This window comes from Armatimonas sp., assembly GCF_043757465.1.
Classification (GTDB): Bacteria; Armatimonadota; Armatimonadia; order Armatimonadales; family Armatimonadaceae; genus Armatimonas.
The window spans coordinates 23,051-44,170 of record NZ_JAYVPL010000142.1 but is presented as its reverse complement, the minus strand read 5'-3'; the positions used below and the strand labels follow the sequence as shown (position 1 = coordinate 44,170).

18 protein-coding genes are annotated in these 21,120 nt (G+C 55.3%); 9 read left to right on the top strand and 9 right to left on the bottom strand.

Annotated elements, in window-relative coordinates; all coding sequences use genetic code 11:
* The first annotated feature begins 80 nt into the window (after positions 1-80).
* Positions 81-467 carry a Uma2 family endonuclease gene (locus ACH2ED_RS19675; protein ID WP_395094422.1) on the top strand — a complete coding sequence of 129 codons (387 nt, stop codon included), beginning with the start codon at positions 81-83 and terminating at the stop codon, positions 465-467.
* Here the strand turns inward: ACH2ED_RS19675 and ACH2ED_RS19670 are convergent.
* The 3 genes from ACH2ED_RS19670 to tnpA all read right to left on the bottom strand — a co-directional run bounded on the left by ACH2ED_RS19670 (position 464) and on the right by tnpA (position 3,102).
* Complete coding sequence (locus ACH2ED_RS19670; RefSeq protein WP_395094421.1) at positions 464-2,011, bottom strand: ABC-F family ATP-binding cassette domain-containing protein; 1,548 nt, start codon at positions 2,009-2,011, stop codon at positions 464-466. The two genes, ACH2ED_RS19675 and ACH2ED_RS19670, sit on opposite strands and share 4 nt — an antisense overlap.
* Positions 2,012-2,581: a peptidylprolyl isomerase gene (locus ACH2ED_RS19665; protein WP_395094420.1), complete on the bottom strand. Its 570-nt coding sequence runs from the start codon at positions 2,579-2,581 to the stop codon at positions 2,012-2,014.
* 104 nt (positions 2,582-2,685) lie between these two features.
* The gene (tnpA, locus tag ACH2ED_RS19660; RefSeq protein ID WP_395094424.1) at positions 2,686-3,102 is read right to left on the bottom strand and encodes an IS200/IS605 family transposase; all 417 of its coding nucleotides are present in this window, start codon (positions 3,100-3,102) and stop codon (positions 2,686-2,688) included.
* 227 nt (positions 3,103-3,329) lie between these two features.
* Here tnpA and ACH2ED_RS19655 point away from each other — a divergent pair, with 227 nt between their 5' ends.
* The 7 genes from ACH2ED_RS19655 to ACH2ED_RS19625 all read left to right on the top strand — a co-directional run bounded on the left by ACH2ED_RS19655 (position 3,330) and on the right by ACH2ED_RS19625 (position 14,372).
* Entirely contained in the window at positions 3,330-5,675 is a 2,346-nt protein-coding gene (locus ACH2ED_RS19655) for an extracellular solute-binding protein (protein WP_395094418.1), read from the top strand.
* Positions 5,676-5,860: 185 nt separating this feature from the next.
* Entirely contained in the window at positions 5,861-6,616 is a 756-nt protein-coding gene (locus tag ACH2ED_RS19650) for a hypothetical protein (protein WP_395094416.1), read from the top strand.
* A 42-nt stretch (positions 6,617-6,658) separates the two neighbouring features.
* Positions 6,659-7,522 carry an Rpn family recombination-promoting nuclease/putative transposase gene (locus ACH2ED_RS19645; RefSeq protein ID WP_395094415.1) on the top strand — a complete coding sequence of 288 codons (864 nt, stop codon included), beginning with the start codon at positions 6,659-6,661 and terminating at the stop codon, positions 7,520-7,522.
* 83 nt (positions 7,523-7,605) lie between these two features.
* Positions 7,606-9,672, top strand: coding sequence for a class I SAM-dependent DNA methyltransferase (locus ACH2ED_RS19640; RefSeq protein WP_395094414.1), 2,067 nt, complete (start codon positions 7,606-7,608; stop codon positions 9,670-9,672).
* Entirely contained in the window at positions 9,669-10,937 is a 1,269-nt protein-coding gene (locus ACH2ED_RS19635; RefSeq protein WP_395094413.1) for a restriction endonuclease subunit S, read from the top strand. The genes ACH2ED_RS19640 and ACH2ED_RS19635 overlap by 4 nt, the downstream gene beginning before the upstream one ends.
* Before the next feature lie 6 nt (positions 10,938-10,943).
* Positions 10,944-14,165, top strand: a complete 3,222-nt coding sequence (locus tag ACH2ED_RS19630) for a UvrB domain 3-containing protein (RefSeq protein WP_395094412.1) — start codon at positions 10,944-10,946, stop codon at positions 14,163-14,165.
* A gap of 39 nt (positions 14,166-14,204) precedes the next feature.
* The gene (locus tag ACH2ED_RS19625; protein ID WP_395094410.1) at positions 14,205-14,372 is read left to right on the top strand and encodes a hypothetical protein; all 168 of its coding nucleotides are present in this window, start codon (positions 14,205-14,207) and stop codon (positions 14,370-14,372) included.
* Positions 14,373-14,498: 126 nt separating this feature from the next.
* Here the strand turns inward: ACH2ED_RS19625 and ACH2ED_RS19620 are convergent, their stop codons facing one another.
* From ACH2ED_RS19620 to ACH2ED_RS19610, 3 genes are read right to left on the bottom strand one after another with little or no spacing between them, the layout of a single operon-like run.
* Positions 14,499-15,809: a DHHA2 domain-containing protein gene (locus ACH2ED_RS19620; protein WP_395094409.1), complete on the bottom strand. Its 1,311-nt coding sequence runs from the start codon at positions 15,807-15,809 to the stop codon at positions 14,499-14,501.
* Positions 15,810-15,818: 9 nt separating this feature from the next.
* Positions 15,819-16,799: a DUF1385 domain-containing protein gene (locus ACH2ED_RS19615; protein WP_395094408.1), complete on the bottom strand. Its 981-nt coding sequence runs from the start codon at positions 16,797-16,799 to the stop codon at positions 15,819-15,821.
* Positions 16,800-16,808: 9 nt separating this feature from the next.
* Entirely contained in the window at positions 16,809-17,063 is a 255-nt protein-coding gene (locus ACH2ED_RS19610) for a type B 50S ribosomal protein L31 (RefSeq protein ID WP_309697463.1), read from the bottom strand.
* 165 nt (positions 17,064-17,228) lie between these two features.
* Between ACH2ED_RS19610 and ACH2ED_RS19605 the strand changes: the two genes are divergently transcribed.
* Positions 17,229-17,750, top strand: coding sequence for a hypothetical protein (locus tag ACH2ED_RS19605; RefSeq protein WP_395094407.1), 522 nt, complete (start codon positions 17,229-17,231; stop codon positions 17,748-17,750).
* On the opposite strand, the gene ACH2ED_RS19600 is transcribed toward ACH2ED_RS19605, so the two are convergent.
* Genes ACH2ED_RS19600 through ACH2ED_RS19590 form a run of 3 tightly spaced genes read right to left on the bottom strand, consistent with a single transcriptional unit; the run spans position 17,747 to position 21,115 of the window.
* Positions 17,747-19,156 carry a hypothetical protein gene (locus tag ACH2ED_RS19600; protein ID WP_395094406.1) on the bottom strand — a complete coding sequence of 470 codons (1,410 nt, stop codon included), beginning with the start codon at positions 19,154-19,156 and terminating at the stop codon, positions 17,747-17,749. The two genes, ACH2ED_RS19605 and ACH2ED_RS19600, sit on opposite strands and share 4 nt — an antisense overlap.
* Positions 19,138-20,382: a tetratricopeptide repeat protein gene (locus ACH2ED_RS19595; protein ID WP_395094405.1), complete on the bottom strand. Its 1,245-nt coding sequence runs from the start codon at positions 20,380-20,382 to the stop codon at positions 19,138-19,140. The genes ACH2ED_RS19600 and ACH2ED_RS19595 overlap by 19 nt, the downstream gene beginning before the upstream one ends.
* A gap of 22 nt (positions 20,383-20,404) precedes the next feature.
* Complete coding sequence (locus ACH2ED_RS19590) at positions 20,405-21,115, bottom strand: phytanoyl-CoA dioxygenase family protein (protein WP_395094404.1); 711 nt, start codon at positions 21,113-21,115, stop codon at positions 20,405-20,407.
* Positions 21,116-21,120: the final 5 nt, after the last annotated feature.

Sequence of the window (21,120 nt, the reverse complement as noted above, 5' to 3'; positions counted from 1 at the left end):
TACTTTAACGCGACGATGGCTAAGCCATTTCGTTGGACTTATACCGGGAAGGTTTTGACTACCTAATATTATCAAAATTTGTGCCGAGCTGTACTAGCTCTCTGAGTGCGGGTACGAGTAGCGAGCCGGAACCCGATGCCGCTGTCACGCTCCAGCCTGCCGAAGTCTATCTTAGAGCGGGCATTCCTCCGGGCAGTGAGTTCCGGCTGGTAGTGGAGGTCTCCGATAGCACGCTCTGGCGGGATAAAGGGCAGAAGGCAAAACTCTACGCTGCTGCTGGCGTTCCTGAGTACTGGGTCGTCAACCTCACCGGACGCACCGTGATCGTCCACCGTCGGCCTGTCGGCGACGACTACCAGAGCATTGTCACCTACAACGAAAACGAGACCATCTCCCCCGAAGGCGCCCCGGAGCATACCATCGCCCTCGCCGAGATTCTCCCACCCATCATGGACGAGACGCTCTAAGCGCTCTCTTCGCGGATTTTACCGTCGCCCACAAAAATTAATTTTCGGGTGGCGACTTTGTCTAAGAAAAATCGGTCGTGGCTCACCACGATGACTGCGCCGGGGAAATGCACAAGCGCCTGCTCCATCACTTGAATACTGGGCATGTCTAAATGATTTGTGGGCTCATCTAAAATAATGACGGGTGAGCCGGAGAGCAGACACTGGGCCAGCGCAACCCGAGACTTCTGTCCACCGGAGAGCGTTCCGAGCCGCTGCATCCTGTCCATCTCCGAGAATCTCAGCATCTCTAGGAACTTGTGGACATGCTTACGCGGCGCATGAAACGCCAGCCCAAACGTATTGATGGCGTGCGAGAGCGTGTCCTTAGGATCAAGGTTCTCTAGGAGCTGGTTAAAGTGCACCGCTTTCACGCCGCCCTCCCAGCGCACCATCCCCGAGTCCGGCGCTTCCTCCCCGGTGAGCACCCGCAAGAGCGTGGACTTGCCGCTGCCGTTGCGCCCGACAATCGCCAGACGTTCGCCGCCATGTAGCTCTAGGGTAAGATTCGTGAAGAGTGTCTGCTCGCCGTAGGCCTTGCAAATATCTTCCGCACGCATGAGATTGTCTCTGACATGGAGGCCTTCATAAATCTCGGTGATTAAGATCTGTGCGGGGCGCGGTGTGACACGCTTCTTTAGATCCGCCACCTTGCGCTCCCGCCGCTCTTTGTGCTCTTTAAGCGCCTCAGCTTCGAGAAGCAGCAGCTCTTCCTCGTGCAGAAACTGCCGCTCGCTGGTCTTCAGCCGAAAGGGTTTCTCGCGGATATAGTCCGAGTAGCCGCCGGCATACTCACTGAGCCGATAGTTCTCCAGCTCCACAATACGCGTGACGACGCGGTCTAAAAACTGCCGGTCATGAGAAACTAATAAGACAGCACCCGGAAAGCCACGGAGCCACTCTTCGAGCCACGCCACGCCCTCAACATCCAGGTAGTTCGTGGGCTCATCCAGTAATAGTACTTCAGGCGCTTCTAGCAAGATCTTCGCCAGTGCCGCACGATTCCGCCAGCCACCCGAGAGCTGGGAAATAGGCCGCGTCCGGTGCTCGGCGTTAAATCCGAGCTTACCTAACACGGTCTCCACTGCAACCTGCCAGTTCCAGCCATCGAGCACTTCCATGCGCCCCAGCAGCTCCGCCTGGCGCTCTAGTAAAACCTCTAAGTCCACGCCTTCATCGGCAAACTGAGTGCCAATCGCCTCCAGCTCCGCTTCAATTGCACGCGGCTCAGCAAGCACGTCGCCCAGCACCTCTTCAACACTCAGCGTGCTATCGAGCTGGGAGAACTGCGAAAAGTACCCGACTTTGAGTCCCGCTTCTTGTTCAACCCGACCCTCGGTGGGAGCGAGCTCGTTCAGAAAGAGCCGAATGAGTGTGGTCTTACCCGTCCCATTCTGCCCAATCAGCCCAACTCGCTCCCCCTTGGCAAGCTTGAAGAAAACCTCCCGCAGCACCTGCCGGTCATCGAAACGCACCGTGACACCGTGCAGGCGCAGGAGACTCAACTACTTGATCAGCTTTGCCGTCTTAATAGCATCGAGCTTCGGGAAGTTCTTCTCTAAAAACTTATTGCCCTCCGCCGCGATCTGGCCCTGGAGCTGAGTAATTTGCTCGCCGTACTCGCCGTAGAGCTTATCCACGACTTCCATACCCTTCACTACGGTGGCAAATGGCGAGAAGCCCATCTGGTCGAGCCGACTATTGTCTGCGAGGTTGATAAAGAGCTGGGTCGAGCGCGAGTTGGGCGCACCAGACTTGGCGAACGTCAGCGTCCCACGCTTGTTGCTACCCTTAACCAGATCATCCTGGATATTGCTCTCTAGCCACTTGCCCGCGAGGCTCGGGTCGCCGTGAATGCCGAACTGCACCACGAAGCCCGGAACCACACGAAAGAACTTGATCCCGTCGAAGAAGCCGTTCTTCACCAGATTGTAAAAACGATCCGCACCATTGGGAGAGAGCTCACGAGTGGCCTCCATGATAAAAACACCCTTGGTCGTCTCGAACTGTACCTTGAACTTGGCCGGGGCTTTCTCTTTGAGCACCGCCGGATTTTTAAGTTTAGCCTTTTGCATGCAAGCATTGTACCCTGCCTCATGAACGAGGCAGCCCCGCTTCGCTTCTGGCGCGTGCCGCCACAAAGTCGCTCCGCGACATGGGAACCAATCATGGGAACCAATCAATGTGATCCATTTGGAATATCTCCTTCGCTAGCTTCTTCCCAAGCCTTGCGAAGCGTTTGGTTTGCATGGTGCTCTTTCTGGCGCTCGACGTAGGCAATGGCATTTTTACGGTGCACACGGCTGAGGGAGAACACAGCGTAGCCATCCGCCCACTGAAAGAACGGTTCCGTACCAACAATATTTCGTGCAAGTGAGGAAGATGCGCCCTTCATCTGCTTCAATAGATTTGAAATACTGGTGGTAACGGAGAGATAGACAACCACATGAACATGATCCGGCATGCCATTTATTGCCAGCACCCGGCAACCTAATTTCTCCGCCTCCGCACTGATACAACGGTAGACATCTCGCTCAAGCTCAGGTGTCACAAGTGCCCAACGCTGTTCCGTGGTCCAGATCACATGAAGCCCCACCGAAACCCGATTGCGCCCCCGACGAGATTTTTCGAATTTTTTGACAATGATTCTGTTACTCTTCACACCTTCATAACGGTTGAGAACAGCCCAATCTTACAAAAGAATGAAATTTTATTTATCCCCATGTCGCGGAGCGACTTTGTGGCGGCACGCCAGCAGCGAAGCGGGGTCCCCCTCGTTCATGAGGGAGAGCAGGGGGCAGGAGCAGGCAGGTACAATAGCACATGCGCATTCTCTGGTGTTTGCTTTTGGTACTCTGGGCCACGATGGCTCGGGCACAGACGGAGCTGATTGTGCTCAAGGTCGGCGGTGCGTACTCCACCTGGGGCATTCCCGATCCCAACTCCACAGCTCCCTTTGACCGCGCACGCCGTACGGTTTTTGAGGCATTTACCAAAAAACACCCGGAGATTAAACTAGAGCGGTTTACATCGCTGAGTATCCAGGGGCCCGCCGCCGAGTCGGGGATCTTAATGGCGTATGCGGGGGGAACTGCGCCCGATATTGTCTACGTGAACATGCGGCTGATGCGTCAGTACGTGGGGCAGGGTTTTTTGCAGCCGCTGGATGGCTTATTAGAAAAATATCCTGACACGCTGACGCGTGTGCATCCGAATCTGAAGAAAGAGCTGAGCGTTGACGGGCACGTGTACTCCGTGCCGTATGCCCAGTTTGTGCAGGCGCTCTACTACCGAAAAGATCTCTTCCGTGAGGTTGGGCTCGATCCGAACCGCGCGCCGCAGACCTGGGACGAGTTCTACACCTACTGCCAGAAGCTCTACGATGAGAAAAAAGGGCAGTGGGGCTTTACGTTTCCTCCCTCGGACGGGAGCTGGTACTGGATTAACTTTCTCTACGCGGCGGGCGGCGATGTCACGCGGCAAAACGAGAAGGGGCAGTACGTGGCCGCCTTTAACTCAGACGCGGGCGAGAAAGCGCTGGCGTTCTATCGGAAGCTGATGACTACCAAGGGGATCTCCACAAAGTCCACAACGCGCGCTCAGGACATCTCGACGGGGAAGCTTGCCATGTGGTTTAGCTACCAGAGCGATGACCTGACCAACATGAACTCGTTTGACCTGAACCCCTCGTTGATCGGGATCGCACCGCTGCCCAAAGGCCCGACGGGGCTGCGTGGCAACGAGCTTAATGCCTCGATGTGGGGGGTAAACGCTTCCGTCAAAGAGGGGAAGAAGCTTCAAGCGTGCTATGATTTTGTGAACTTTATGGCCAGCGAAGCGGCCAGCCGGATTCGCGTGCAGGCCTATGTGGAGAACGGACTTGGTCAGTTAGTCAACCCCAAAGAACTGAAAAAATGGGGCTACGAGGAGTTCATCACAGTGTCTGCGCGTCCGTGGCTGGAGTCGCAGGAGGCGCTCTTTGCCTCGGGCAAGCCAGAACCTGCCGGGCCGAACATGGCCTTTATCTACAAGCTTTTAGACGAGCCGCTGGATCAGGCGACGCTCTACCCGGATCGCTCGATCAAGCAGATTCTGAGTGCGGCGGAGCAAAAAGTCAACTCGAAGCTCCTGAACTACGCCGACCCTGCCACGGTGGCGCAGCGCCGGACGGTTGCGAATGGGATCGCGGGCGTGATTCTGGCGCTCCTCACGGTGCTGCTGGGGCGAGTGTTTACGCAGGCGTGGCGTGGCCGAAAGCTCGCCACAACGAGCATGGCGGGGAGCAGGCTGCCGCTACGTACGCACCTGGCAGCCTGGGCGTTTATGCTTCCCGCCGTCTTCTCCGTGGCGCTCTGGGCCTACTTCCCCTTGCTCAAGGGCATGGTCATGGCTTTTCAAGACTACCGCATTCTGGGGGACTCGAAGTGGATCGGGCTGGATAACTTTATCGAGGCCGCGACCCAAGAAACGTTCTGGAAGGGGTTTTATAACGCCTTCGCCTTCACCGGCTGGCTGCTGGGTTTGGGGTTCATGCTCCCGATTATTCTGGCGCTGATGCTCAATGAGATTCCCAAGGGGAAAGTTATCTACCGGGTGCTCTACTACCTGCCTGCCGTCACCACCAGCGTGATTGTCGCGATGCTCTGGAAGCAGTTCTTTGATGCCAGTCCGCAGGGTTTCGCCAACGCCCTGCTCTCTGTATTTCATATCGAGCCGCAGAAGTGGCTGCAAGACCCGGCGCAGGCCAAGTTCGCGGTTGTCTTGCCGCTGATCTGGGCGGGAGCCGGCCCGGGGAGCATTATCTATCTGGCGGCACTGCAAGGCATCCCCGATGAGATGTACGAGGCGGCGGACCTCGACGGCGCGGGCGTCCTCACGAAAATTTGGCGCATCACGCTGCCCACGCTCTCGCCGCTGATTATCATCAATCTCGTGGGCGCGACCATTGGAGCCTTCAAGATCATGGAGCCCGTGCTCGTTCAAACCGCAGGCGGCCCGGACTACGCCACGCACACTATCGGGCTGGAAATTTGGTACAACGCCTTCATGTTCCTCAAGTTCGGCTACGCCACGGCGGCGGCCTGGATGATGGGCCTGGTACTGGTGAGCCTGACCATCTACCAGCTCAAGGTGCTGCAAAACGTCAAGTACAGCACGGCGGGAAGGTAGGCTACCCCCTGACTTCTTGCTTCCCGGAAGTGCTATTTAGCTCCCCGGCGCTCCTATTTAGCCTTCTTGTGATCCTATTTTGGTCTCCTGCAACCTTGTGATGGTTGCCGTGTCTGATCTCCCAGCACCGCGCCGTGATGTATGGCATCCCTGCGAGGTTGTTTTGAGAGAGAGGAATCAAGTTCATGGACACGGAGACGATAGTGAGCGAGGCGGCGACGATAGTGAGCGAGGCGGCGACGAAAAGCACCACGCCAGCACGGCGCTCGCGGGGGCCGGTGAATGCCCTGTGGGTTGCGGGATTGGATAAGGCGGAGCAGCTCGTGCAGGTGGCGAAGCGTGAGAGTGTGTCAGCGGCACTGCGCACCGAGGAGCTTCCGGCGGGATTTGCCGATGCCCTTCTAAATAAAATCACGGCGTGCCGAGGGCAGCTTGCCAGCTACCTGAGCGCGACCGCCGATAAACAAAGTGCTACGGCAAGGGAGAAGGAGACACGTCTGGCACTGACCGGACTGCTGCAAGGCATGCAGACCGCCGCCAAGCGCAAGTGGGCACGGAGCACCACCGAGCGCAGTCACCTGAAAGCCTACTACGTGGGCACGACGCTCAAGAGCCTGGGCTTTGCCGGGTTTGCCGAGGCCGCCGATGCGATCCTGCGACAAGCACGCCTCGACACCTTGCCCGGCGTGACACCCGAAAAGCTCACGGCGCTGGAGTCGGCAATCACGCAGTGGAAGGCACACAACGCCACACAGTCGGCAGGACAGAACGCCGCCACCGTGGCGCACAGCGAGACCGAGCGGCTCTTTGGCGAGATCACCGATGAGCGCATCCAGCTCCAGCTCACCGCTGATGCCGCGTTTCCCTATGGAGACAAAGCCAATGGGGCGATTCGCGTAGAGTTCGGGCTTCCTAAAAACAGTCCCTACAAAACGGCATAGACGTAGGCATGGGGAGAGCGGAGGGGGTAGGTATAATTTCTCATGCCTACTCCCTTCGATGCTACTACCAAAGAGCTAGTGCGATTCCAGCCCGAGGACTGGCTTGCGCTTCTTGGCCTTCCGCCGGAACCCTGTGAGCTTGTTGACACGGACCTTGCCACCGTCTCCACGGAAGCGGATCGTCTGATTCAAGTGAACTCTACTCCGCCCTATCTCGTGCATATCGAGTTTCAGGCAGGCCACGATGGTCACGCGGTTCCGGTGCGAATGCTGCGCTATAACGTCCTGGCGGATGCACAGACCAGTCTCTCAGTACTCAGCTATGTGATTTTATTGCGTCCCGAGGCCGACAGTCCCGCGCTGACCGGAGCCGTGGAGCGCCTTCGTCCTAATGGCTCGCGCTATCTTGCCTTTGAGTATGGAGTCATTCGGCTCTGGAAGCTCCCTGTTGCCAACATTTTACGTGGCGGCCTGGCAACCTTGCCGCTGGCACTGCTCTGCGACCTTTCCGCCACGACCGCCGAAAATGTAGTCAGCAGTATGGCAACCAGAATCGAGACAGAAGCTCGGGTGGAAAGTAAGCGCAAGCTCTGGGCTTCGACGTATCTTTTGGCGGGAGTTCGGTACGCTCCCCAAATAGCCGGTAAACTACTGGAGAAGGCGGTGGCAGAAATGAAAGAATCTATGACATATCAGAAAATCCTCGCCGATGGACGCGAGGAAGGCATTGCACAGGGCGTGGCTCTGGGCGAGCGCCGCTTCTTCCTGAAGATGGCAACTCGTCGCTTAGGGGAGCCGGATGCGGCGACCCTTGCAAAAATCGAGCAGGCGTCCGCCATCACCATCGAGCAGTGGGGCGATGCGCTGGATCAAGTCGAGACCTGGGCAGAACTCGTTAAAGCCTGAGATTTCGCCTCGTAAGTTCGAGGAAAAACCTGGCCGCCCGCCACCAACGGGCGGCTTTTTCTGTAGGGGATAGCAAGGTAAAAATGAGTTTGAATATTCTTCAGTACGAATCGAAAATCTGGGCGACGGCGGACTTACTACGAGGGAGCGGTATCAAGGAATCCGAGTGGCCGTCGTTTATGATGCCGTTTTTTGCGCTGGCAATGATCGAGAGCCGCCTGGTGCGAATGTTCGATGAGCTGAAAAATGAGCACGGTGAAGCGGCTTTTGCAGCCATTGAAAAAGATGATTTGTATGATCTTATCCGCGATAAAGGACAAGGCTACAACATTTTCATCTTTGAAAAAAAGCAGACCCTGACGGATATTTGTAAGAATGATAAGTCTTTTGAGATTGATTTCCAGGCGTATCTCATGGGATTCGATGGTGAGACAAAAGACTTGCTGGGAGTGGATGCCGTTGAGGGCGAAAAGTTCCTAGACATCAAAGGGGTTATCGCCAAGCTCAAGGCAAAGAAGGTTCTCTTAGGGTACACGAAGCTGTGGGCGGAGATTGACCTGAAGCCCTTCAACAACTCTGAGATTACGACTCTTGAGGAGCACATTAAACGGAAGTGGGCGGATATTTCGGCGGAGACGGCGGGAGAGCAGTACACGCCCGATGATGTGATCGCGCTGATTTCGGAGATTATCGCCTCGAAGATCGAGGAGAATGACAAGCTTCTGAAAATCTACGACTGCACCTGCGGCGGCGGCAACATGCTCTTTGGCGTGGAAGACCGGATCAATGCGAAGTCGAAGCGCCTGACGCAGACCTTCGGGCAGGATTGGAACGATGCGCTCTATGCACTGGCGAAGATCGAGAGCCGGTTTCGCCCGGACTCCAAGATTGAGCACGGCAATACGCTGGTGGACGATAAGTTCTACAACGATGAGTTCGATGTGGTGGTTGCCAATCCGCCCTACGGCGTGAGCTGGAAGGGCTACGCAGACGACATTGGCCACGACAAAACCGGGCGCTTTAAGTTCCAGCCGTCTATCTCCGACGGCCAGCTTCTCTTTATGCAACACCTTATCTCCAAGCTGGACAGCAACGGCATGGGCGTGGTGGTTCACAATGGCTCCACTCTGTTCAGCGGCGATGCGGGGTCGGCGGAGAGCAATATCCGCAAGTGGATGCTGGACACGGACATCGTGGAGGCGGTGATTCAGCTTCCCACCGATGAGTTTTTTAACACGGGCATCTATACCTACCTCTGGGTGCTGAATAAGAGAAAGCGGCCCGAGCACAAAGATAAGGTGATGCTCCTGAATGCGAGTGAAAAATTCAAGCCGCTGAAGAAGAGCAAGGGTTCCAAGCGCAAGGAAGTGGATGAGGCCAGCCGTCTGGAGATTGTCGCGACTCTCACGGCGTTTGAGAGCAACGACTACGCCCGCGTATTCGAGAAGGAGTATTTCTACTTCAACAAGCAATCTATTCTGCTGACGAACGTGGACGAAGACGGGAAGACCTTTGAGAGCCTCCTGCCGCTGAAGGAGGACAAGAAGACCGGCGAGCTAAAACAGGAAACGTCGCTGGCGCTAGAGCCGCTCACGCTGGAGAGTGGCGAGGTGAAACTAACGGATTTCTCGATCACCAAACTGGCGGCGGGCTACACGTCGCTGGAGCAGTACGTCAAGCCGCTGGTCTCGCGTCTGGACTACAAAGAGCAACCGCTGCGCGTGACCGTGGCCGGTGGCGCGGTGTACTCGTTCGATAGCGACCGGGAGATGCTGGTAAAAGAAGTCGGCGGGAAGAAAGAGGCGCTGGGCTGTGGCAAGATTCTGGTGTCGTGTGCGCTGAAGAAAGCGACCAAGGCGAAGGCGGAGCGTATCGAGATTAGCGTCGAGCTGACGGCGGATTATCAGAAAGATTACGAGATCATTCCGTTTCACAAAGACCCTCGGAGTAACCAAGAGGCAATCGCGGCGTTCATGGCGCGGTATATCAGTAAGCCGTTTGAGTATTTGGAGAATGTGGTGGGAGTGGAATTGAATTTTAATAAGATTTTCTATAAACCCGAAACTCTTCGGAATGTAGATGAGATATTAACTGAAATATTGTCAATTGATTCGGCAATTAAAAATATGGAATCGGAATTAGGTTTATGAAAATTTCAAATACGAGTATCTACTCTAGTTATAGAGATAGTGAATTTGAACACACTGATAATATTCCATCTCATTGGATAGTTAAAAGAGTCAAAGACGAATTGCTCAGTTTAGATTATAAAAGGATTCCATTAAGTGGTGAAATTCGTGAGAAAATGACTGACCAAATATATGATTATTATGGCGCGTCAGGAATCATTGATAAAGTTGAAAATTACATTTTTGACGAGACTACAATTCTTATTGGTGAAGATGGTGCTAATCTACTAAATCGCAGTACGCCTTTAGCATTTATCGCAACAGGTAAATATTGGGTGAATAATCATGCTCATATTCTTAAACCTAGGCGAGGGAATATAAATTATTTTTGTTATTTACTTGAATCTCTTGACTACACAACATTGATTTCTGGTTCTGCTCAACCTAAACTTACCGCAGGACAATTAAACCGTGTCTTAATCCTTGTCCCGTCACTCCAAGAACAAAAAGCCATCGCTGATTATCTTGATTCAAAAACCGCACAGATTGACCGTCAGATTGATTTACTAAAACAAAAAGCCGATCAATACAGCCAACTCAAACAATCCCTCATCAATGAAACAGTCACGCGCGGTTTGGATAAATCCGTGCCGATGAAAGATAGCGGCGTGGAGTGGATTGGAGAAGTGCCGGAGCATTGGGAGACGTGCCGCATTGCTGATGTTGCAATTCCAAACAAACTGAAAAACACAGGACTGACTGAGAAGAATTTACTATCATTAAGTTACGGGCAAATTATCAGAAAAGATTTTGATACTAGCTTTGGTCTATTGCCTGAATCATTTGAAACATACCAGATTGTAAAAGAAGGGACGATAATTCTACGTTTAACGGACTTGCAAAATGATCAAAAAAGTTTACGTGTTGGACTTGCCCGTGAACGTGGAATTATTACAGCAGCTTATCTTGGATTAAGTTTTTCACGCAGGGTAAATCCGATTTTTGCATACTACCTCTTAAATACTTATGATCTCTGCAAAGTATTTTATTGGTTTGGTGGTGGCCTCCGTTCCACAATGCGATTTGATGACGTGAAAATAATCCCCTTTATGTTACCTCCGATTGAAGAACAAGTAGAAATTGCAAATTACTTAGATGCTAAAACAGTTCATATCAGTAATATTATTATCACGATCAACAAGCAAATAGAGAATCTCAAAGAGTTTCGAAAAACACTAATTAGTGATGTCGTCACGGGAAAAATAAAAGTTACGGAAGAAGTCTAAACCTAAATGAACGAGTTGCACCTGCAAGATAAATTCCTCATCCCTCATCTCCAGAATGATCTTGGGTACAAGGAAGTCAAAGCCAACACGGTTACGTCCTCGCTGATTATCGAGGAAGACCTACAGGAATTCTTCTCCGAGACAAGCCTGAACGAAAAATCCTACGACGCACTCCTCCGAAAGTACAACGGCGACGCAAAAGCTTTGCTCAAAGACGCTATCGAGCTGATTCAAGAGCGCATTGCCAGTAGCCGGAACATGGCGCTGTTTCTCAACGGCAACAAGTCCATCACGCTCCAGGGAATCAAACTCCATCTCTTCCACCCCAGCGACAGCGTGATCCACGGAAACGCCCTCTTCGACGAAAACATCTTCTCGGTCGTGCAGGAACTTCCCTACAAATACAAACTCAACGGTGCGACACTCTACTCCTTCCGCCCCGATATTGTCTTCTTCGTCAACGGAATCTACCTCGGCTACAGCGAGCTCAAGAGCAACTACACCAACCAGAGCGCCAGCAAGAACGGGCGTGGGAAAGTTGTCAAAGACTACTTCGAGGCGGTCAAAGTCTACCATCAGCACATGGATAGTAACGCGATGCTCAGTGAGTCCGAAAAGCTCGCCTACCGCAAAGACTTCCTCAAGATATTTGAAAAAGCCATCCACATCACCACCACCGACATTGGCGAAACCTACGTCCTCCGCACCCTCGCGGACTTCTTCGACGAGATTTTAGCCACCTGCCGCGAAGGCAAGTTCGACCGCGAAGAGCTGGAGAAGAAAGCCCACGGCGTTTTCAAGCAGTACCCGCTCCTGAACCCGAGCGCCGAGAAAAAAGACAAGCTCAAAGAACTCTTCGCCGCCCACTACGGCAAGCTCATGATGGAGAAAGAGATTCTCTACTACAACTTCATCGAGCGCGACGTGTTTATCAATAGCGGCGTCAAGGACACGAAAAAAGAGCCCGGCCAGCTCATCTCCCCGCGCCCCAAGCAAAAGTTCGGCACCGACAAGATCCTCGCTAAGATAGATGAGTTTCTCGTGCATGAGCAAGAGCCCGACTACTTTGAAAAGCTCCTCGAAACACAGCTCATCGGAGTCAGCGACACCAAGAAGAAAGAGCTACTCGACAAGCGCCGCGCCTACTCCAACAACAAAAACGTCTACTCTCTGTTAATGCAGTACGCCGCAGGCTTTGGCAAGTCCAACATCATCGGCTGGACCGCGTCGCAGCTCAAAGACCTGCGCCGCAACGACGAATTCGTCTACGACAAAATCATGATCGTCGTGGATCGCCTCCAGCTTCGCAGCCAGATAGACTCGCTCTTGCTCAACATGAACATAGACCGGAGCCTGGTCAAAGAGGCCACCAACAAGAAAACCTTCCTCGAAGCCCTCGCCTCCGACACGCGCCTCGTCATCGTCAACCTCCAGAAGTTCGGGGCCGTGCGCGAGCTGCTCGACGACGAAGTATTACAAAAACTCGCTAGGATGCGAATCGCGTTCCTGATTGACGAAATCCACCGCTCCAACAGCGGCGAGCAGCACGAGGAGATGGTTAGCATCTTCGACGAGCTACAAACCCCCTTCGACACCGCGATTACCTACGTCGCTGGCCCCCGGAAAAAGAACCTCATCATCGGCTTCACCGCCACCCCCGACGACAACGCGCTCGCCCGCTTCGGCGAGTTCAGCGGCTACGCGGAGAGCGAGAAGCTCTGGCGACCGTTCGACAGCTACACCATGAAAGAAGCCATCGAAGATGGTTTCATTCTCAACCCCCTCAAAAACATCGTCCCCGTCGCCTCCAAAATGCTCTTCGACCTCCCCGAAAACGACCTGACCGGCTTTACCACCAAAGAGTACAAAGACGCAGACAAGACACAAATCTACGAAAACCGCGACCGGATAAACGCCATCGCCGAGTACGTCGCCGATCTCTTGGTCAAAGATGTCTACCGCCAAATCCGAGGCACGGGGAAAGCCATGCTGGCGGTCTACTCCATCAAGTCCGCCATCGCGTACAAATCCGCCGTCGAAACCCATTTCAATGCTCTCGTCAAAGACCCCAAGTACGCCAAATACGCCGAAGCGCCAATTCATATCGTCTACTCCAGCAACCAGGACGAGCAAAGCGCCGCGAGCCTGAACGGCGGTCTCACGGAAGAAAAAGTCCTCGAAAGCTTCGCGTTGAGTAAGAATGGCCTGATGATTGTCGTCGCCAAGCTCCAAACCGGCTTCGATGAGAAAAAGCTTCACACTCTCTTTCTGGACAAAGAGATTCGCGGCATCAACGCTATCCAAACCATCTCTCGGGTCAACCGCACCACCAAACACAAAAACGACTGCAAGATCGTAGACTTTTCCTACAACAACGTCAATGTCCAGAACATCAAAGACGCCTTCGAGCACTTCTCCGATGTCGTCGTCAGCGACTTTGATCCCTTCGGAGATAAGAAAGTCCTCGACATACTCTTCAGCGATCTCAAAAAATCCGATATCTACGACAAGTTCTTCTGCGTCTTTACCGGAATCTACAAAGACCCCACAAAGAAAGACAACCCTGAGAGCTACCTTGACTTTGAGAGCAGCCTCAAGAAATACATCGAGACAAACCCCCAGCGCACCGCCGATGCGAAAGCAAAAGCCGCTCAGTATTTCACCATCCTCAACTGTATTGAGTATGTCATCGAGCTAGATACCAAGTACAGCGAGTCAAGTTTTCTTTTCTTCTGGCAGAAATTCAACATGCTCTACAACCAGATGCACCGAAGTGAGGATACTAAAGACCCCATTGAAGTCTATTTCGACAATCAAATCGGAATTGTTGAAGTGGTAGCCGAAGAGCCGATAAAGAAAACAAAGAAACAGACGGTTATTGCGGAAGGGAAAGTCCCAACCCATAGTGGTAAATTTGATGTCTTATCCGTAATTATTGCCAGAAACGAACAAGAAGCCAAAGTTGGAACACTCATCCAGGACTTTGAAGACAAAATTACTGATTTCTTCGAATACGTCAATAAATCAAAAGAAGGCGAACGTTTAGTGGCTAAAATTAAATCCCATTCTCCTGAAGATGAAATCTACAGAGACTTTGCTAAAATATACCGACAATACCGCGCCTTGCACCGACAAAGCGTAGGAACTTTCTTTTTTGAAGAAACGAAAGATTTAATCAATAAGCTCTGCGATGATTTTGAGGCAATGATCCAGGAATCCGAAGTATAGTCTTTGTTCGTTATCATAATACTGGGAGGTAATCAAAATATGGAAACCAACGCACCCGAGACCGACCCACAGGAGCAGGTACTGGCGTGGCTTGCGGCGCACCCGTATGGCGATCAGGACGAAAACGGGGTGGACTTTTCCCTGCTCCGTGAGAACCTGAAGCTCACGCCTCGTGAGCGGCTGGCGAAGCTCCAGCACATTCTCTAGACCATTCCACGAGGTGCCCATTACCCACCGACCTTGAGACATCCTGAAAGTCCTCCACGACGCGGGGGTGCCCCGTCCGCGCAGGCGGACTTCTCTTTCCTAGCCGCGAATTCATTCGACGGCGAATTACTGTTCGATACTAGCTTGGAGAGTCGGGACGAGCTGTTTCTTGCGCGAGACGACGTGGCCTAGATCGAACTCGGTGGCGTTGACGCGGGAGAAGGGGAGCACATCCACCATCGTGCGCTCGCCGACAACCAGCAGGCGGCTCACACCATCAATCACATCGGTCACCATCAGGCAGACAAGCGCATGGCCCTCACGGACGCGGCGGATGGTCATGGCATCCAGTAGCTCCTCTTGTCGCTCAGGGAGCTCGCGCAGACTACTCACCTCGACCTGACCGATACTGACAAGCTGCTGGGCCATCACGTAGGTCTTACGGTCCGAGTCCACGATGTCTTCCGCGGTGCGCGACGAGAGCCCGGGCGCGGCGCTGAGCAGCTCCTCACCGTAGAGCGCCACATCCACGCGGGCGACGCCACCCAACCAGCTTGCCATGGCCTCATCGCGTGGGGTGCTGGTGGGGGAGCGAAAGACCAGGGTGTCGGAGAGAATCCCGGAGAGCAGCATTCCGGCGAGGGCGCGCGGGGGGGTGATCCGGCGGGCGCGGCACTGCTCCGCGACCAGAGTGGACGTGCTGCCCACGGGATCAACCATAAAGGGGATCGGGGCTGGTGTGGGAGGGTTCCCGAGCCTGTGGTGGTCCAAAACCCCGACAATCTCCGCTTCATCGGCACCAGGCACGGCCTGGCCCAGCTCGTTGTGATCCACTAAGATCAGCCGAGCGCGCGGCGGATGCAGGAGCGCCTTTTGTGCAGCCAGCCCGACATAGCGTCCCTGATCGTCCTGGACAATAAAACGGCTCGCCTCCGCGCGCAGGAGGGTTCCCTTGTGATCCGAGAGGCGATCTCGTTGGCGCACGACTGGAACCACTTCGGCAAGTGTCCCGCAGGTGCGCGACTCTAGATTACCCACGGCAAGTGCCCGCGCGAGCGCGAGAGGCGAGACCAGTCCGCAGGGGCGCCCATTAGGGAGGGTGATCGGAACTGCACTCTGGCCCGCCGCAAGCTGGGCGAGCGCTTCCGTGAGGGGCGCGTCGGCGGCGACCGTGGGAGTGCGCTCTAAAATATGTCCAAAAGTGGGGGAGGCTTCCGAGAGCAGGACGGGCACGTCTTGCTCATAGCGGCGTAGCGCGTAGCGTGCCTGCTCGGAGGGTTGACCCGCGCGGGCCGCCTGGAACTTCTCCGTTGTGTCTTGTGAGAGAAGCCACGCGTAGCCTAGTGCAGACGCAATGGCATCGGTATCGGGGCGCTGGTGACCGATTACGTAGGTAATCTCCGGAGACCAGTCCATACGTTCAGAGAGGGCAGACATGGCCCTATGCTACCCGATCTGCGTTTCCGAAGCGTTTCCACTGACGGCAGACTCTGCGGCCATTGCGGCTTTGAGTGAGGCAATCGAGACTTCTATCTGACTGTCATCGGGCTCGCGCGTGGTGAGAAGCTGTGTCCACATCCCCGGGCGAGAGAAAGCGGCCATGATCGGGTTGCCGCGAAATTTTCCTGCGATGCGCAGTAGCTCAAACGCGACACCGGCGACGGGAAAGACCATTAAAAGCTGGATGAGAATGCGTTGCCAGAGTGGACGGTCGTAGAAAAACGCGACAGCGAGCACCGAGAGAAAGATCACGATAACCAGAAACGAGGTTCCACAGCGTGGGTGTAGGCGGCTTGCTTCACGCACATTGGCGACCGTCAGCTCTTTTTCCGCCTCCAGCGCATTGATGGCTTTATGCTCGGCACCGTGGTACTGAAACACTCGATAGACATGGTTCATCCGCGCGATCAGCAGGATATAGATAGTGAAGATCGAAAATCGTACCACGAAGTCCACCATCCCGAGCTGATAGCCATGCAGAGACGTGGTTTTTTTGAGTGCTTCTATCCCGAACTGTGGGAGAATCTTAAAGAGAAAGACAGCGAAGACGAGCCCGGTGACCATCGCGCCGCCAATCAGTGTATCGCTGACTCCACCCGATTGCTTGATCGCAACGACACCCTCGGCGGGGGCAATTTCGCTATCGGGAACGACTTCGTCCATGGATGAAGTGGGGAGACGGGTGTCTTCTTCGGCGATCTTGGCGGCCCAGAAGAGGGACTTCGTGCCCAGCGTCATCGCATCCACAAGAGAGAAGCCGCCGCGAAGAAACGGGAGCTTTTGCCACGCGGGGCGCAAAATCTTCGGAACGGGCTCGCACGTGAGCGCGATCTCGCCACTTGCGCGGCGAGCGGCGACGGCAAAGTGATGGGGGCCGCGCATCATCACGCCCTCGATGACTGCCTGACCCCCATACAAATTTGCCATAGTTCGTCGTTACTTCTTCAGGAACTTGGCGAACTTAGACTGGAACTTCTCAACGCGGCCTTCGCTGTCCAGAATCTTCTGTTTTCCGGTAAAGAAGGGGTGAGTGTCCGAGGTAATTTCGGCGACATACAGAGGATAATCTTTTCCATCGGTCCAGGTAGTGGTTCGCTCGGTCTTGAGGGTCGAGCCCGCGAGGAAAGAAAATTCGCTGGAAGCATCTTTAAAAACGACGAGTCGGTAGTCCGGGTGGATTCCTTCACGCATGACAGTAGTGTCCTTTCAAGGCAAAACCCGACGATATCCGACCGCCGGGTGCAGGGGGCATTATATCGGCATTTCCAGGGGTCTGCAAATTCGAGGGCCGACTACCGATGTATAATCAGAGACGGAAGGCTCAACTCCAGAGCACTTTATTAAGGAAGTAATTGTATGGAAAAACGACTAGTTATGTTGGCACTTTTGCTGGGGGCTCTCATGAGCGGAGCAGCGGCGCAAGGAAATCAGCCACAGGGTTTTCGTGTCTGGGTTGGGCCAAGCTTGGGCAACCGCGACTATGAGCTAGGGAAGCAGGCGTTTTCAGCACTAGGAGTGGCAAAAGATATCAAACGCGATGGGGCAGTTCAGGTTTACCTTGATGCTTTCCATATCGTCGAGCGTCCTGTGGAAGTGCTGCCGCGTGTGATTAATGAGGATGTTGTCGGTCTCGGGCTGGCACGGGTTTTTCACCTGACAGATAAGGCCGGTGTGGGATCTTTCTACGGTTTTGGTCTGGGACTCTACCGTGATCAACGCACCGATAGCTTTCCACAGACACCAAAAACGACCAATAACACTCTGGGGATGAAGCTGTTGGCTGGGACTAGCATTGATGGCCAGTTCTTTGTTCAGGCGCAGCTCACCTATCTCAGTGGACGCAACGATTTCCAGCTCGGAGTGGGGCGCAAGTTCTAGCTCGCTTCCAGACGCTCTTTGGCGCGGCGCACCCAGATGGATTCGACGGGCTGCGCCGCCGCCCTATCCCAGGCGAAGTGCGCCGCTGCACTTTCCCCTAGCTGCGCGTAGCCGTCCCCGAGCAGAGTCCAGTTGTCGGGCTGGTTTATGGGATGGGGTTCCAGGCGGAGCACTTGTTTCCACTTCACAATTCCCGCCGCCCAGTCCTCACGTAGGTAGGCAAGTTTTGCTTCCATCCGATAGAACGCCGCCTGTATCTCTCGGGGAAGGCTCTCGGTGAACTGGCTCGTCAGCTCCGCCTGCTCTTGCTCGGCCTCGGAAGTCTGGCCACACTGCCACAAAACCGGACTGCGCTGAAGGCGGAGCTGGTAGAGCAGGGGGGCGCAAGTTGCGTGTTGAATCAGGTTCTCCAGCTCACTGAGAGCCTCGGGGTAGCGGCCTTCCTCCCGTGCCAAAGCAACGATGAGGAGCTCACGACTTCCTGGGCGCTTTGAGGGACGGGTTGCCGTGTCGAGTGCCGTGTGGGCTTTTCTTAGCTCACCTCGTGTTAGAGCGATATTGGCTCTGAGCAAGCTCACCTCGCGGGTGGTGGCGGGGAAGCGCGCAAGCACCTCTGCCGCCAGCTCGTCGGCATCCGTAAGGCGTCCCAGCAAGAGAAGTCGGCGGGCTGTGTCGAGTGCGAGGTGGGTGGCGTATTCCCAGCTTACTCCTGTACGGGCGATATAGGTCGCTGCTTTGAGGTGCTCCAAGCCCTCGTCGTGCCTGCCCTCAAGCGAGACACAGAGCGACTTCAGCCGTAAGCAGTCCGTCTGTTGGCTTCGGGTTGCCTGCGGATGGACGATGGTCTTCGTCACCCAGAGCAGAGCGTCTTCGTAGCGGCCAATGTTGTACGCGGCAAAGGCGGCCAGGTATTGAAAGCGCACGACCTGGTGCGGGTGGGTCGTGCTTCCTACCGCGATTCCTTCCAGGGCGAGCTTGTAGGCAGCATCAAAGTCGTTGTTGGCCTGACTGCACAGAACCTGAACCAGAAGTCGAGTCGGCTCATCTAGTGACTGTGCTGCCTGAAGTGCCGCGACGCGCTCCGTGGCAGCTTTGCGCACATGGCCACGCGCGTCGTAGAGGTTGCCACGAAGCAGATGGAGATCCACTGCCTGCGCCGGAGTTGCCGTGCTCAGGGCGGCACTAAGTAGCTTCTCAGATGCACTGAGCCTCTCCAGATCCAGGTAGAGGGAGGCGAGGAGCAGGAGCGCACTATGGGATTCCTCGCTGGGCTTGACATTGAAATTGGCATTGGCATCGAGAGCAGAAAAGTGCGGCTCTAGAAGCACGAGCGCTTCCTCTAGCTTTCCTGCATGACTGAGACGTGCTGCAGCGGCGTAGGCGGCTGTTAGAGTGTGATTTTCCATTGCTTAAGAACCGCTTCGTGGTAGGTGCGGAATGCGGGGGCGAGTGGCTGCTGGAGCAGACGCTCCTGGACGGCGAGGGCGCTCTCTTGTGCGCCCTGGTGCCAGTGGGCCTGAGCACACGCTTCGAGCTGCTGAGTATCGTCACTCGGATCAGGTGGCATTTCGGAGATTCCCAGCAGAGAGAGAGCCCAGGCCCGGCGCGCCTGGCAAAGCGTAGAGGGCTCCTGAACTGTCTCCAGTGCCGCGAGTGCACGGGCACCCTCACCCGCTTCCAGCTCAATTGCCGCCCGCAGCAGCGTGGTCTGTGTGCCCTGAGGAGCGCGCTCGATATCGCGCCGCGCCGAGACAAAGTCATGCTTTAGACGAGCTAGGGTGATTTTTAGCCCGATATCCTCTTCCGTAAGGAGCGTCGCCGACTCCTCAAAATGGTTATTGAGCAGAAGGGCATTGGCCAGGTAGCGGCGTGAGCGTGGCTCGTCCGCGAGATTTTTCAGAGCACGCGCACGCTCAAGCATCTGGAGCCAGTCGTGCTGGGTCTCGGCGGCATGGTAGCCCACACGGTGCGCCTCCCATTGCAGCGTGGCGGGAAGCTGGGGGCGAGCCAGCGCCTTGCCAACATAGCGCAGGGCGTCCTGAGAGTAGCCCGCGTGCTGTGCGGTAAACGCCGTATAGCAGAGCAGTGTCTCGACGGAGACACGCTCCGGGTAGCTCGTGAGAAGCTCCTCTTGAAGGGCGAGCGCTTCGCGGTACTGGCCGTGACGAACCAGGCGCTCCTGGCGTGCAAAGAGGCGGTAGGCGGTGTCGGGAATCTGCTCGACGAGGGTATCGGCCTGCGCACGGGCGGCAGTCGCTGCCACACTCTGACCTTGCGCATCAAGGCTACGTGCCAGATGCCGGAGAACGTCATGTTTCCCCGAAAGCCCCAGCTCAGAGCCAGACTCCAGCAGCTCCTGACAGACCTGCTCCGCGAGCTGCCACTGTCCGAGCGCCACATAGAGTCCGCAGAGCCGGTAGCGTGCCTCAGCAATAAAGGCGACCTCCGCGACGGTGGCACTTTTCAGCGCCTGTTCCAGAGAGCTAGCGGCGGCACGAAGCTTTCCTTGCGCCTGGAGCGCATCAGCTTCCTCGAGCACCACCTGCCGATTGCGACGCATCCGGCCAGCGAGTGCTAGCCCAATCCCGCCGCCCAACATTCCCAGAGCAACCGGGAGCAATAGCTCAAACACAGCGCTAGTATACCTCCCGACATCAAAAATTCTGAAAACGATCCACGCCCCGCACTAGGGTCGGACTCCACCGCTTGCCGTGTGAGTTCGTGGCACTCTGCGCTACATGGGTGGGGATATAGCGCAGAGTCAGGCCACAGCGGCGGCGGGTCGAGGTATTGGGAAGGCTCCCGTGAATCAAACAGCCGTCGTGGAGCGATGCGAAGCCCGCAGGAAGCGGCAGATCAATGGCGCTGGCCTCTTCGTCGGCGCTGATCATGACTTCCTGGTTGATGCTCAGCAGGTTCCCGGGCTGCACTGCCGTGGTGTGTCCGCGAATCCCCGCCGCGTGCGAGCCTGGAATGACTCTCATACAGCCGTTTTTGGTATCCGCATCATCAATGGCAAGCCACACCGTCACGGCCACGGGCGGCTCCAGGCCCCAGTAGGTGACATCCTGATGCCAGGCCACAAATGTCGCGGCTGTCTCTCCCTCACCGTACTTGCAGAAGAAGTGGGTGGCAAGAAGAAAAAAATCGGGGCCAAGAATGCTCTCCACCGCATCCAAAATGGTGGGATGAGTCGCGAGCGTTGCGATAAACGGCTCCGTTGTGTGACGATCTAGCAGCCCGATCCGCGCTGTCGTCTGCCCCACACGCGCTTCGAGTGCATCGAACTGAGCCCGGACATCTGCCGCTTCCGTGGGGCTGAGAACGGGCAGGGCAGCGATAAAGCCATCGTGAACAAAGCGCATTGATT